The following is a 13,657-nucleotide window of genomic DNA, read 5'->3' as shown; positions in this document are numbered from 1 at the left end:
GGCCAACGGCCGGCGCCGGGGGACATTTGCCCAGGCCCCTGCCTGTCCCGGCGGGGCCCCTCAGCTCGCAGAGACATCGGACGAAGACGCACTTCGGAATCCGAACACCAGGCAAAAAAAAAGGACCCGGCAGAGGGAGGGATCTGCCGGGTCCGGATTGCATGGGGGGAGGGACCCATGCAATGAGCGTTGCGTCGCGTCAGTGGTTGTTCGCGTCCGCCGTTGATTCGTTGCAGCCCTGCACCAGTTCGGACCACGCCTTGCTTGCCTGCAGGCCGAGACCGACCACATCCTGCTGGGCCTGGCCCAGCCGCTGCAGGTTGTCCTGCCACAGCTGTGCGCCCTTGTTGAGCATCCCGGCCGTGTCGTCGCTGCGGGCCAGTTCACCCAGCCAGCCGCCGGTCGCGGTCAGGTTGCGCTCCATCACCTTCAACTGCACGCCGAACATGCTTTCCGCGTTCTCCAACGCCAGCCGGTTCGCACGCGTGGCTGCGGCGGCGAGCTGGCGGGTGGCATCACTGAAGCGATCGCTGAAGGCGGCGGCCATGGGGCATCAGGGAGTGGCTTGATGCAGTGCAGCATACGCTCTTGATGCGGCAATGCAACAAAAATAACAAAGGCGCCCAGGGCGCCTTTGAAACACCTTTCAGATCAATGGGTTGATCAAGCCGTCGGACCGCGGTAGCGGCAGCCGGAGGTGCAGGTTTCGTGCACGGTGATCTCGCTCAGCGCCGGCAGGCTGGGCTTGAGTTCGTTCCAGATCCACACCGCCAGATTCTCGCTGGTCGGGTTCTCCAGGCCGGGGATGTCGTTGAGGTAGTGATGGTCCAGGCGGTCATAGATCGGCTGGAAAGCCGCCTTCACGTCGCCGAAGTCCATGATCCAGCCAGTCTGCGCGCCGGGCTCGCCCTCGACCTTCAGTTCCACCCGGAACGAGTGGCCGTGCAGGCGCGCGCACTTGTGCCCCGGCGGCACGTTGGGAAGGCGGTGCGCCGCCTCGAGCATGAAGACTTTGAAGATTTCCATGGCGCAATTGTACGCCGCAGGCGGCCCGGCAGCCTGAGCGGACGCCGGGCTTTCGTGAAGTGACTCTTTCCATCCGGATGAAGAGATGATAGTTTCTCTTATATCCGTATGAAGAGATGTTATTGGCTGGGCGCCGGCCAGGCATGGACTACTGCGGAACTTCGTCGTCCTTACCACCTCCCCCACATCGTCATGCCCAAGCACACCCTGCTCGTGGCGGCCCTGGCCGTCGCTCTGGCCGCGCCTTTGCCTGCCGCCGCCGAAACCTCCGCCGACGCCAGTGGCGAAGCCAGCACCCTGGCCGCCGTGCGCGTCACCGGTTCCAACATCAAGCGTACCGATACCGAAGCCTCCAACCCGGTGCAGGTGATCGGCCGCCAGCAGCTGGAACAGACCGGCAAGGCGACCGTGGCCGACGTGCTGCGTTCGATCTCGGCCAACACCGGCAACGCCAGCAACGAAACCACCAACAACGGCTGGGCCTCCGGCTCGGCCGGCATCGGCCTGCGCGGCCTGTCGCAGAAGAACACGCTGGTGCTGCTCAACGGCCGCCGCCTGGCCAACTACGGCTTCCCGGCCGGCGGCCTGTCCGATACGTTCGTTGATCTCAACGCGCTGCCGCTGGTCGCAGTCGAGCGCATCGAAGTGCTCAAGGACGGCGCCTCGGCGGTGTACGGCTCCGACGCCGTGGCCGGCGTGGTCAACATCATCACCCGGCAGAACTTCGAAGGCGCCGAGATCGGCGGCAGCTTCGGCGGTGCCGACCAGGGCGGCCTGCACGAGCAGAACCTGAAGTTCGTCGGCGGCCTCGGTGATCTGGACACCGATGGCTACAACATCCTCTTCAGCCTGCAGGGTTACAACCGCGAGCGCCTGGACCAGGACGAGCGCAACCTGACCCGCAGTGGCATCTACACCGACAAGCCCGGTGGCCGCTGGAACGGCTGGTCGGCCAAGGGCGCACGCTACCTGGTCAACGGCGTGTCGGTGCCGATGCTCGATGCCAACGGCAACTGCCCGGCCGGCACCACCCGCGTTGCCAGCGCGCCGATCGATGGCCTGTCCGGTGATACCTGCGGCTTCAACCAGGCACCGTTCACCACGCTGATCCCTTCGACCAAGCGTTACCAGGCCTATGCCAACGGCACCTTCCGCCTGAACGACAATGTCGAAGCCTTCGGCGAAGTGCTGTACAGCCAGATCAAGAGCGCTGCCTGGTTTGGCAGCAGCCCCTTCTTCACCCTGGAGAGCGGCCGCTTCGCACTGAACGCGGACAGCGGCCTGGCCGAGCCGGTGTCGTCGCTGCTGCCGGCCAGCAATCCGTACAACCCGTACGGGCGTGCGATCCCGATCGAGTACACCTTCTTCGACCTCGGCGGCACGATCAAGACCAACCGCTCCACCGCCTATCGCGGCGTGTTCGGCCTGCGTGGCACCACCGCCAACTGGGATTGGGAAGTGGCCGCATTCGGTGCGCGCAGCAGCGAGCGCGAGAGCGTGTCCGGCGGCTTCGCCAACCGCTGGGCGCTGGCCAACGCACTGTCCACGGGCAGCTACAACCTGCTTGACCCGGCAGCCACGCCGCAGTCAGTGCGTGATTCGATCAACATCGCCACGCTGCGTCCGGCCGAGTCCAAGCTGCAGGGCATCGATGCCAAGATCTCCGGCAGCCTGGGCCGCACCTGGGCCGGCGAGATCGGCTTCGCCGCTGGTGCCGAGTGGCGCCGCGAAAAGCTCGATTCCAACAACCCGTGGCAGATCGATGCCGGCCTGCAGGTGCGGCCGGCCATTGCCGAAGTGCATGGCCAGCGCCAGGTCAGTGCCGCCTACGCCGAAGTGAACGTGCCGCTGGCCTCGACGCTGGAGCTGTCCGCCGCCGCGCGTGCCGATCACTACGATGATTTCGGCGATGCGTTCTCGCCGAAGATCGGCCTGCGCTGGCAGCCGCTGGATTTCCTGCTGGTGCGCGCGTCGGCGTCGAAGGGCTTCCGTGCGCCGTCGCTGTCGGAAAACTCCAACAGCACCAGCATCGCCTATGGCAGCGTGGTCGATCCGCGTGATCCGGACGTGCCGGGTTCGCGGCAGAACCCGACCTTCTTCACCGTCGGCAACAACGAACTGAAGCCCGAGCGCACCAGGAGCGTGAACTTCGGTGTGGTGCTGTCGCCGTGGGCCAACACCAACCTGAGCGTGGACTACTACCGCATCCAGCTGGACAACCTGGTCGGCACCAACAACACCCAGACCCTGGTCAACGACAATGTGGCTGGCGCGGTGCAGCGCGATGAGCGCGGCAAGCTGCAGGCGGTCTACAACCGCTACCAGAACCTGAGCGAGCTGAAGACCTCCGGCATCGACGTCGAACTGCGCCAGCGCATCCCGACCGCGGTGCTGGGTGACTTCACCGTGTCCTCGGCTTACACCCACGTGCGCGACTACCGTCGCCCGACCGTGGTCGGTGGCCCGCTGGTCGACTACGCCGGCAGCAACCTGGGCGCGACCCTGCCCAAGGACAAGGCCACCACCACGCTGGACTGGAAGTACCGTGACTTCAACGCAGCGGTGACCTGGTACTACACCAGCGGCTATCGCCAGGAAGCCAGCACCGCAGCGAAGGCCGTGCAGCAGCGCGTCGGCAGCTACAGCCAGTACGACCTGTACCTGGCCTACACCGGCATCGACAAGCTGACGCTGTATGCCAAGGTGCAGAACCTGGCCGACAAGACGCCGCCGTACGACGCCTCGTTCCCGGGCATCCGCGCGCCATACGACTTCAGCCAGTACGACCTGCGCGGCCGCTACTTCACGCTGGGCTTCGATTACCGCTTCTGATCCATCCGCCGCGGCCGGCCACCTGAAGGGACCGGCCGCGCAACTGTCTGCCGTTGTGTTCCTGGGGAGTCACCGTGTCCTTGCATCGCCGTGCCGTTCTTCCGTTGCTGCTTGCCGCCGCCACTGTACTGTCCTGCCCGCAGCCGGCGCAGGCACAGAGTGCCTATTTCTTCCCGCAGGCCACGGATGCGGCAGCCTTCGATGCAGCGGTGCCGACGCCGGAGCAGTTCCTCGGCTACCCGATCGGTAGCCGCTACACCCGGCACGACCAACTGGTGGCGTACTTCCAGGAGCTGGCCAGACGCTCGGACAAGATCAGCGTGCGCGAGATCGGACGAAGCTACGAGGGCCGCCCGCTGCTGATCGCCACCGTCACCGCCGCCGGCAATCACGCGCGGCTGGAACAGCTGCGCCAACAGCACGCGACCCTGGCCGATCCGGCGCAACCGCGCAGCGCGGCCGGTGACAGCCCGGTGGTGGTGTGGCTGGGTTACAGCGTGCATGGCAACGAGACGTCCAGTGCCGAGGCGGCGATGCTGACTGCTTACTACCTGGTGGCCAACCGCAGTGCCGAAACCCAGCAGTGGCTGCAGCACGCGGTGGTGCTGTTCGATCCGGCACAGAACCCGGATGGCCGCGATCGTGCGGCCAACTGGCACAACGCCTGGGCCTCCGATCCGGCCTCGGCCGACCCGGCCGACAAGGAACACGTCGAACCGTTCCCGCAGGGCCGCACCAACCACTACTTCACCGATCTCAACCGCGACTGGCTTGCCCTCACCCAGCAGGACTCGCGGCCGAAGGTGGAGGTGTTCCACCAGTGGTACCCGAACGTGCAGATCGACTTCCACGAAATGGGCAAGGACAGCACCTACTATTTCGAGCCCTCGCCGAAAAGCATGCACAGCCCGCTGATTCCGGCGGCGTCGTATGAATTCAACAAGACCCTGGCCAAGTACCACGCGCAGGCGCTGGATGCCTTGGGTTCGCTGTACTACACCGGCGAGAACTTCGACAACTTCTCGCCGGTGTACGGTTCCACCTACCCGGACTTCCATGGTGCCGTCGGCGTTACCGTCGAGCAGGCCAGTTCGCGTGGCCGCGTGCAGGAATCGGTGAACGGCCTGCTGACCTTCCCGTTCACCATCCGCAACCAGGTCGCCACCGGGCTGGGCACGGTGCGTGGCGCGGTAACTGAGCGCAGCGGCCTGTTCGACCTGCAGAAGCAGTTCTTCCAGAGCGCGCTGAAGCAGGCCGCACAGCAGCCGGTGAAGACCTTTGTGTTCGGTGATGCGCATGATCCGGCACTGACCCGCCGCCTGCTGGAACTGTTGCTGCTGCATCGCATCGAGGTACGCGCGCTGGAGCGTGCAATCACCGTTGATGGGCAGCGCTTCGATGCCGGCAGCGCCTACGTGGTGCCGGTGCAGCAGGCGCAGTTCCGCCTGGTGCATTCGATCTTTGCCGAGACACCGCCGATCAAGGGGGATGTGTTCTACGGCAGCACCAGCTATGCGATCGCACCGGCCTACGGCGTGGCTTTCGCCGGCAGCCGTAGCCGTATCGAGGGTGGCGCACGCGTGACTGCGCTGCCGGCTGAGCAGGGCGCGGTGCTGGGTGGCCAGGCCGGATTCGCGTACGCGATCGACTGGCGCGACTACAACGCCGGGCGCGCGCTGGCCGCGCTGCAGGGCAAGGGCGTGAGCGCACGTGCGGCATTCCAGCCGTTCACCACGGCGACCGCGCAGGGCGACGTCAGCTTCGCCGCCGGCAGCCTGGTGATTCCGGTTGCCGGGCAAACGCTGCAGGGCGCGGCGCTGCTTGAGGCAGTGACATCGGCCGCGCGCGAGGCAGGTGTGCAGGTGCACGCGCTGCCCAGTGGCCGCAGCCGCGAAGGCATCGATCTGGGCAGTGACGGCGTCAAGGCGCTGCGCAAACCCGCGGTTGCGCTGGTGATGGGGGAGGGCGTGGCGGCCACCGAGATCGGCTCGGCCTGGTTCCTGCTCGACCAGCAGTTGCACTTGCCTGCCAGCAAGTTGGACCCGCAGCAGCTGGGCAAAGTGCCCCTGGACCGCTACACCACGATCGTGCTGTCCGGTGGCACCTATACCGGCGTCGATGCCGCGGCGGTGGCTGCACTGAAGCGCTGGGTGCAGGCCGGTGGTTCATTGGTGACCTATGGCAGTGCCTCGAAGTGGGCGATCGAACAGAAGCTCGCCGACGGCGAGAAGCTCGGCAAGGAAGAAGAAGCCGGCGACGAGAGCCGCCGTGCATTCGGCGACCAGCGCGACATCGCCGCGATCGAGCGGGTCAGCGGCAACATCCTCAGCGCCGATGTGGACACCAGTCATCCGCTGGCGTTCGGCGTGCCGCGCCGGCAACTGGCGATCAACAAGGAGAACACGGTGACGCTGCAGCCGAGTGCGAACCCATTCTCGACGGTGGTACGCATCGACACGCCGCCGCGGGTGAATGGTTATCTTTCCGAGCGCAACCGTGCGCGGGTGGCGGGCAGCGCGTGGCTGCTGGTGTCGGCGCAGGGGCAGGGCAACGTGGTGCTGTTTGCCGATGACCCGGCGCACCGCAAGTACTGGCACGGGACGGATCGGCTGCTGATCAACGCGATCTTCTTCGGGAATCTGGTGAATCCGAGTAAAGCGCGGGGTTGAGGCGTTTGGCGCCTTGACTGATGCGTGTGGGGGCGGCCGGGCGGGCTGCGCAGGACACGCTGCAAATACGTCCATGTAAGCTCGATCGGCGCATCCATGCGCCTCACGGTCCTGCGCAGCCCGCCCGGCCTCCCCTCGACAGTTTCCTGCGGGCGCGGACGCATCGAACCGCCAAGGCGAGAGCAAGGGCAAAAGCAAAAGCAAAAGCAAAAGCAAAGCCAGGAATTGCGGCTTCGGCTTTTGCCTTTGAACTTGAATTTGAATTTGATCTTTCTTCTCCCGGCTACCCGGCGGGGCAAGTAGGCGCTGGCGATCTCTGAAGCGGCGCAGGGCGCAGTGGGTGCAAAACCGTGAGCGCCATGGATGGCGCGATCGAGCCCCCATGGATGGGTTTACGGCGTGTTTTGCACCCACTGCGCCCTGCGCCGCCCCAAGCCAAACCATCCGCGTGCTTTCAGCCACGGTAGCCAGCAAAAAAAAGGACGGCGCGTCAGCGCCGTCCCTCGATAGCCCCCCGCGCAGCGGGAAGCACCCTCCCTGGCAGCTGGGATCAGCCGGCGCGACTGCCGCCGCCGCCCTGGCCGCGGCCACGGCCGCCACCATTACCACCACCGCCACGACGCTGGCCCTGACCGGCGCCTGCACCCGCACGCTGCTGGCCGTTGCCACCGCCCTCGCGACGGCCACCACCGGCCTTCTTCGGGCCGGCATGCGCATGGCGCGGTGCATCACCGTGCGGACGGCGTGCGTGGCTCTTGCGCGGTGCGCGCTCGCCGGTATCGTGCTCGGCCTTGCCCGGCGCACTGTTGCCCCAGCGGATCGGAACCTGCAGTTCGAAGCCCGGCACATCGCGGATGTCCATGTCGCGGCCCAGCAGGCGCACGATCGCGCGCAGCAGCTTCACTTCATCCTGCGCCACCAGCGAAATCGCCTGGCCGGTCGCGCCGTTGCGGCCGGTACGACCGATGCGGTGCACGTAGTCCTCGGCCACCATCGGCAGGTCGAAGTTGATCACCTTCGGCAGCTCGTTGATGTCGATGCCGCGCGCAGCGATGTCGGTGGCCACCAGCACGGTCACGCGGCCGGCCTTGAAGTCGCCCAGCGCACGCAGGCGCTGGCCCTGGCTCTTGTTGCCATGGATCGCCGCGGTCTTGATGCCTGACTTTTCCAGGAACGTGGCCAGCTTGTCGCTGCCGTGCTTGGTGCGTGCGAACACCAGGGTCTGCTCGCGGCTGTCCTGCGCCAGCAGGTGCAGCAGCAGGTCGCGCTTGCGGCCGGCATCGACCGGATGCACGCGATGGGTGATGGTTTCGGCCACGGTGTTCTTCGGCGTCACCTGGATCTGTTCCGGGTTGCGCATGAACTCCAGCGCCAGCTGGCGGATGTTGTCCTCGAAGGTGGCCGAGAACAGCAGGGTCTGGCGGTTCTGCTTCGGCAGCTTGGCCAGGATGCGCTTGATCGACGGCAGGAAGCCCATGTCGAGCATGCGGTCGGCTTCGTCCAGCACCAGCAGTTCAATGCCGGACAGGTCGACACTGCGACGTTCCAGATGGTCGATCAGGCGGCCCGGGCAGGCCACCAGCAGGTCCACGCCACGGCGCAGGATGTCCAGCTGGTTGCCCATGCCGACACCGCCGTAGATGCAGGCGCTGGGAATGCGCAGGTACTTGCTGTAGCCGCGCAGGCTGTCATGCACCTGGGTAGCCAGTTCGCGGGTCGGGGCCAGGATCAGCGCACGCGGCTTGCGCGGGCCGGCACGCACCTCCTGCGAGGCGGTGCCCAGGTGCTGCAGCAACGGCAGGCCGAACGCAGCAGTCTTGCCGGTACCGGTCTGTGCGCCGGCCAGCAGGTCGCGACCGGCCAGCGCCAGCGGGATCGCCTGCTGCTGGATCGGGGTCGGGGTTTCGTAGCCCTGCTCGGCAAGCGCACGCAGCAGGAAGGGCGCCAGGCCCAGCGATTCAAAAGACATTGAGATTGCTCCAGGTACAAGAAACGCCTGTCCGAGCGGACAGACGGGGGCAGATCAAAGTGATCGGCTGACTCGGAGCGTTCCCGTGAACCGCGCTGCGAGAAGTTGGGTGCAGCCGGCACGAAGCGCAGGCTGGAATGCGTGACGAACGGCGTCGGAGTGGGGGCGGGCGAAGAGGGCGGACCCTGGTCGCCGGCGATCCCGGAGGGAAACGGACGGCCGCTGCAGACCTGCCTAGTCTAACCGATGGCTGAGACCTCGCGCAAAAAGCCCCGTTCAGGTAAGGGGTTCTCTCTGCAGGGCTGCGCCCTGTACCCGCAGAGGCCAAAGCGACGTCAACGTCAAAAGCGGGTTTCCTGAGGGATGGCGGGGTGGGTCCGGTGGCGTCCCCGCAAACCCACAGTGCCTCGCCATTCCACGGAATGTCCGCTGTTGCTGTTGCATCCGCTGTTGCCTTGGCTTGAAGCAGGTGCAGGGCTGCAAGCCCTGCCGAACCCCCTCCTGCGGTAGGGTGGGCCGATGCCGCGCTGCAGCTTGGCGCCGCCGCAGATTTGATTACACTTGAAACTTGTTTGCCCACGACTCCGGACACCCACCCATGAAGCTTGGTTCTTTGAAGGAAGGCGGCCGCGACGGCACCCTGATCGTCGTCTCGCGTGACCTGCGCCACGGCGTGCGCGCCACCGGCATCGCCGCCACCCTGCAGCAGGCCCTGGAGGACTGGAGCCACATCGCACCGCGCCTGAACGCCCTGTACGAATCGCTCAACGCTGGCGACGCCGATGGCGTGTTCGACCTCGATCCGCAGGCGCTGGCCGCACCGATGCCGCGTGCCTATGAGTTCGTCGATGGCAGCGCCTACCTGCCGCACGTCGAGCGCGTGCGCCGCGCCCGCGGTGCCGAGGTGCCGGAGAGCTTCTATACCGACCCGCTGATGTACCAGGCCACCAGCGCAGGCTTCTACGGCCCGCGCGATGCAGTCAAGGTGGTCAGCGAGGACTACGGCATCGACCTGGAAGCGGAGATCGTGGTGATCACCGACGACGTGCCGATGGCGGCCACCCCGGAACAGGCCGCCAGCCACATCCAGCTGGTCGGCCTGGTCAACGATGTCTCGCTGCGCAACCTGATCCCGGGGGAGCTGGCCAAGGGCTTCGGCTTCCTGCAGTCCAAGCCGCGTTCGGCGCTGTCGCCGGTGTTCGTCACCCCCGATGAGCTGGGCGCTGCGTGGCAGGACAGCAAGGTGCACCTGCCGTTGCTGACCCACATCAACGGCCAGTGGTTCGGTGCGCCGGAGGCGGGCGTGGACATGCAGTTCAACTTCGCCCAGCTGGTCGCGCATGCGGCCAAGACCCGCCCGCTGGGTGCCGGCACCATTGTCGGCTCGGGCACCATCGCCAACGAAGACACCAGCAAGGGTGCCTCGTGCTTCGCCGAGCAGCGCGTGGTCGAGACCCTGCGTGACGGCAAGCCGAGCACGCCGTTCATGTCCTTCGGCGACGTGGTCCGCATCGAGATGCTCGATGCTGCCGGCAACAGCATCTTCGGTGCGATCGAGCAGCGCATCGAACAGGCGGCCAAGCCCTGAGCATGGAGGCGGCGATGGAGATCCCGGTCGACGACGGCATCGTGCTGTACACCTACTGGCGATCCAGCGCCGCCTACCGCGTGCGCATCGGCCTGGAGCTGAAGGGCCTGGCCTGGGAGGCGCGGCCGGTGCATCTGGTGCGCGACGGTGGCGAGCAGCACCATGAGGCTTATCGCGCGCTCAATCCGCAGCAGCTGGTGCCGACCCTGCTGCATGATGGGCACACGCTGACCCAGTCGCTGGCGATCATCGAGTACCTGGAAGAGCGCTTCCCACAGGTGCCGCTGCTGCCGGCCGACGCTGCGGGCCGCGCACGGGTGCGGGCGCTGGCGCAGCTTGTGGCCTGCGATATCCATCCGATCAACAACCTGCGGGTGATGCAGTACCTGGAACGCGACCTGCAGCTGCCTGCCGACACCCGCACGCAGTGGACCCTGCACTGGATCGCCGAAGGCTTTGACGCGATGGAAGCGATGCTGGCCAACAGCCGCGACACCGGCACCTTCTGCCACGGCGACCGCCCTGGCCTGGCCGACATCTGCTTGTTGCCGCAGCTGTACAACGCCCACCGTTTCGGCCTGGACCTGGCACCGTACCCGACCCTGCGCCGCATCGAAGCGGCCTGCCAGGCGCTGGACGCCTTCGACCGCGCACGCCCGGAAAACCAGCCCGACGCCGCCTGAAAGCAGAGGGGGCGGAACGGATCACGTCGTAAGTGCATTTACGACTTAATCCCCTCCGTCCCCTTTCTGTTGCAATCGGGCCAGGTCATCGCGGAACAACCGGTAGGCCTCCTCGCGGCGGGCATCGTCGGTCTGTCGCAGCACCCATGCCGGGTGCACCGTGGCGTAGCCGCGCGTGCCGTCCTCGAGGGTGTGCCAGCGCCCGCGGTCACGCGAGAGGTCGAAATCATGGCCGAACACCGAGGCTGCCGCTGTCGCGCCAAGGCACACGATCACCTGGGGCCGCACGCGCGCGATCTCACCCATCAGCCAGGGCCGGCAGGCCTGGATGTGACGGCTCTCCGGCCGCTTGTGCAGCCGCACCTTGCCGCGCCGTTCATGGTGGAAGTGCTTCACCGCGTTGGTGAGGTACAGCGTGGCGCGATCGATCCCCAGTTCCGCCAATGCGCGGTCCAGCACCTGGCCGGCAGGTCCTGCAAATGGCTGCCCACGCAGATCTTCGGTGTCACCGGGTTGCTCTCCGACCAGCATCACCCCGGCCCCTACCGGCCCCTGTCCGAACACGGTCTGCGTGGCCTGCTCCCACAACGGGCACTGGCGGCAGGCGCTGGCCTGTCCGCGCAGATTGTCCAGGCTGCTGGCTTCGGCTGCCGGTGCCGGAGGGTTCGCTCGCAGCGGAATCCTGCGTTGCGGTGCCTGCGCGGGACGGTCATGCATTTCCTGCACGCGGTCGGCGGCGTCGCGTACCAGGCGAGGCAGCAATCGGGCTTCAGGCAGGTGGCGCCAGTACTTGGCCGGCATCTCCTGCATCATCATCCGCGTGTTGAGCCGGGCCGGATTGAAAATGCTGGCGTAATAGGTCTGCCACAGCGACTCGCGTGCATCCTCGGCCGGGGCATCCTCGCGTCGTGCACCGGGGCCGAAGGCAAGCGCCTGCCCATCCCAGGAGGCACTGCGCGAAGGCGTGAGGATGGCCCAGCGCATGCCGGTGAAGCGGCGCGCGAAGAACGGCGCGACCCGGTCGACGATGTGGTGCTGTGGCTCGAACCAGGCGATGAACGCATCAGGCTGGCCAGGCACTTCGCGGAAGCGCACGAATGCCTTCATCTTGTGCGTGTCGCGGCGGACCGCCTGGGCCATGGCCATCGCCCTCAGTACGTCGGCATCGGCAGGGTTTGACAGCACCGAGCGTTCGCCATGGGCGATGCGCCACAGCAACCGGTACAGGAGGGCCATGCGTTGTCCGTCGCGATGGCACAGGCAGGTGTCCGCCAGCTCCAGGAAGTCGCGCGGTACCGTCGGTGCGCCAGCGTCGGCCTGTGCGGGCGCCGAGGTGACCGCTGGCGCGTCCAGCAGTGATGCGTCGCTGCCCTCGAGCCAGTCCAGCTGCTCCGGCGCGACGCCGCGCAGCAGGGCTTCGCGTGCACCGCCGCGCCAGGCCTCCAGCGACCATGGCGGATCCACCCGCAGCGACCAGCGCTGCGCGTCAGGCCGCGGACGGGGCATCGAACAGCGAACCCTGTCGCGGCGGCGGGGCCAGCTGCGCGCGCAGCGCCGCCGGATCGTCCAGTGCTTTGCGCGGGTGATGGTCGGCCAGCAGCACGAACGGCAGCAGCTTGCTCATCGGTGCCTTCAGGCGTGCGATGTCGGCCACGCGCAGCCGCCCGTGACGGCGTGCCATCAGCACGCGCTTGACGTTGCGCACGCCAAGGCCGGGCACGCGCAGCAGCATCTCCTTCGGTGCCCGGTTCAGATCGACCGGAAAGCGCTCGGGATGGCGGATTGCCCAGGCCATCTTCGGGTCGATATCCAGGTCGAGCATGCCGTCCTGGGTGGTATCGGTGATCTCATCCACGCCGTACCCGTAGAAGCGCAGCAGCCAGTCAGCCTGGTAAAGGCGATGTTCGCGCTGCAACGGTGGCGGCTGCAGTGGCAGCTGCCGGCTGGCGTCCGGAATCGGGCTGAACGCGGAGTAGTAGACCCGGCGCATGCGGTAGTTGCCGTACAGGCTGTCGGCGCTGGCCAGGATCTGCTGGTCGTTTGCCCCGTCCGCGCCGACGATCATCTGGGTGCTCTGCCCGGCCGGTGCGAAACGGGGAGGGCGCGGGCGAGTGCTGCGGCTGGCCGTCGGTGCCACCGATGCGGGGGCCTTGCGAGCTTCCTTGGCTTCCTCGATGCGCCAGCGCAGTTCCCCCATCGCGCCACGGATGGAATGAACCGTCTTCTCCGGCGCCAAGGCGCTCAGGCCGGCTTCGGTGGGCAGTTCCACGTTGATGGACAGGCGGTCGGCATAGCGCCCGGCACTGGCCAGCAGTTCCGGCGAGGCCTCGGGAATGGTCTTGAGGTGGATGTAGCCGGCGTAGCGGTGTTCTTCGCGCAGTTGCCGGGCGACTTCCACCATCTGTTCCATGGTGTAGTCCGCATTGCGGATGATGCCACTGGACAGGAACAGGCCCTCGATGTAGTTGCGCTTGTAGAAGTCCAGGGTGAGCGTGACCACCTCATCCACGCTGAAACGTGCACGGGGCACGTTGCTGGAAACCCGGTTCACGCAATAGGCGCAGTCGTAGACGCAGAAGTTGGTCAGCAGGATCTTCAGCAACGAAACACAGCGGCCATCGGGCGTGTAGCTGTGGCAGATGCCCATGCCCTCGGTGCTGCCGATACCGCCGCTGGCGCGCGAATCGCGCTTGCCCGAGCCGCTGGAGGCGCAGGAGGCATCGTACTTGGCGGCATCAGCCAGAATGGCCAGCTTGCGGATGGTTTCCATTGAGGAAACCTACGGATGAGGGGTCTCATTGGATGAGACCGCCCCTGAATTCTTCAGAAAAAGGGGACGGGGGATCAAGTCGCAAGTGCACAAACGACTTAATCCCCTCCGTCCCCTTTT

9 protein-coding genes are annotated in these 13,657 nt (G+C 66.5%); 4 read left to right on the top strand and 5 right to left on the bottom strand.

The window, feature by feature from the left end:
- Positions 1–199: 199 nt before the first annotated feature.
- Both HMPREF3114_RS09260 and queD read right to left on the bottom strand, forming a co-directional pair.
- Positions 200–547, bottom strand: coding sequence for a phasin family protein (locus HMPREF3114_RS09260; RefSeq protein WP_053501159.1), 348 nt, complete (start codon positions 545–547; stop codon positions 200–202).
- A 116-nt stretch (positions 548–663) separates the two neighbouring features.
- Positions 664–1,026, bottom strand: coding sequence for a 6-carboxytetrahydropterin synthase QueD (gene queD / locus HMPREF3114_RS09255; protein ID WP_005407953.1), 363 nt, complete (start codon positions 1,024–1,026; stop codon positions 664–666).
- A 192-nt stretch (positions 1,027–1,218) separates the two neighbouring features.
- Here queD and HMPREF3114_RS09250 point away from each other — a divergent pair, with 192 nt between their 5' ends.
- Positions 1,219–3,858 (top strand): TonB-dependent receptor, encoded by a 2,640-nt coding sequence (locus HMPREF3114_RS09250; RefSeq protein ID WP_053501161.1) that lies wholly within the window; start codon positions 1,219–1,221, stop codon positions 3,856–3,858.
- Between the two features lie 74 nt (positions 3,859–3,932).
- Positions 3,933–6,527, top strand: a complete 2,595-nt coding sequence (locus HMPREF3114_RS09245) for a M14 family zinc carboxypeptidase (protein ID WP_070489642.1) — start codon at positions 3,933–3,935, stop codon at positions 6,525–6,527.
- Between the two features lie 550 nt (positions 6,528–7,077).
- Here HMPREF3114_RS09245 and HMPREF3114_RS09240 read toward each other — a convergent pair.
- Positions 7,078–8,496, bottom strand: a complete 1,419-nt coding sequence (locus HMPREF3114_RS09240; protein ID WP_070489641.1) for a DEAD/DEAH box helicase — start codon at positions 8,494–8,496, stop codon at positions 7,078–7,080.
- Between the two features lie 598 nt (positions 8,497–9,094).
- Here HMPREF3114_RS09240 and HMPREF3114_RS09235 point away from each other — a divergent pair.
- Complete coding sequence (locus tag HMPREF3114_RS09235; protein WP_005415155.1) at positions 9,095–10,084, top strand: fumarylacetoacetate hydrolase family protein; 990 nt, start codon at positions 9,095–9,097, stop codon at positions 10,082–10,084.
- Between the two features lie 14 nt (positions 10,085–10,098).
- Positions 10,099–10,767: a maleylacetoacetate isomerase gene (gene maiA / locus HMPREF3114_RS09230; protein ID WP_053497949.1), complete on the top strand. Its 669-nt coding sequence runs from the start codon at positions 10,099–10,101 to the stop codon at positions 10,765–10,767.
- Between the two features lie 45 nt (positions 10,768–10,812).
- Here maiA and HMPREF3114_RS09225 read toward each other — a convergent pair whose 3' ends face one another.
- Together HMPREF3114_RS09225 and HMPREF3114_RS09220 are read right to left on the bottom strand one after the other, a co-directional pair.
- The gene (locus HMPREF3114_RS09225; RefSeq protein ID WP_053497948.1) at positions 10,813–12,273 is read right to left on the bottom strand and encodes a UdgX family uracil-DNA binding protein; all 1,461 of its coding nucleotides are present in this window, start codon (positions 12,271–12,273) and stop codon (positions 10,813–10,815) included.
- Positions 12,254–13,537 (bottom strand): putative DNA modification/repair radical SAM protein, encoded by a 1,284-nt coding sequence (locus tag HMPREF3114_RS09220; protein ID WP_053497946.1) that lies wholly within the window; start codon positions 13,535–13,537, stop codon positions 12,254–12,256. The genes HMPREF3114_RS09225 and HMPREF3114_RS09220 overlap by 20 nt, the downstream gene beginning before the upstream one ends.
- Between the last annotated feature and the right edge of the window lie 120 nt (positions 13,538–13,657).

It is taken from the genome of Stenotrophomonas sp. HMSC10F07 (assembly GCF_001807895.1).
Classification (GTDB): Bacteria; Pseudomonadota; Gammaproteobacteria; order Xanthomonadales; family Xanthomonadaceae; genus Stenotrophomonas; species Stenotrophomonas sepilia.
The sequence above is the reverse complement of the archived record's forward strand: the minus strand, read 5'-3'. Positions and strand labels throughout refer to the sequence as shown.

Excerpts from the sequence above, each read along its gene's own strand:
- HMPREF3114_RS09240 (WP_070489641.1), bottom strand. The coding sequence starts at position 8,496 with ATGTCTTTTGAATCGCTGGGCCTGGCGCCCTTCCTGCTGCGTGCGCTT.
- HMPREF3114_RS09260 (WP_053501159.1), bottom strand. The coding sequence starts at position 547 with ATGGCCGCCGCCTTCAGCGATCGCTTCAGTGATGCCACCCGCCAGCTC.
- HMPREF3114_RS09235 (WP_005415155.1), top strand. The coding sequence starts at position 9,095 with ATGAAGCTTGGTTCTTTGAAGGAAGGCGGCCGCGACGGCACCCTGATC.
- maiA (WP_053497949.1), top strand. The coding sequence starts at position 10,099 with ATGGAGATCCCGGTCGACGACGGCATCGTGCTGTACACCTACTGGCGA.
- queD (WP_005407953.1), bottom strand. The coding sequence starts at position 1,026 with ATGGAAATCTTCAAAGTCTTCATGCTCGAGGCGGCGCACCGCCTTCCC.
- HMPREF3114_RS09250 (WP_053501161.1), top strand. The coding sequence starts at position 1,219 with ATGCCCAAGCACACCCTGCTCGTGGCGGCCCTGGCCGTCGCTCTGGCC.
- HMPREF3114_RS09225 (WP_053497948.1), bottom strand. The coding sequence starts at position 12,273 with ATGCCCCGTCCGCGGCCTGACGCGCAGCGCTGGTCGCTGCGGGTGGAT.
- HMPREF3114_RS09220 (WP_053497946.1), bottom strand. The coding sequence starts at position 13,537 with ATGGAAACCATCCGCAAGCTGGCCATTCTGGCTGATGCCGCCAAGTAC.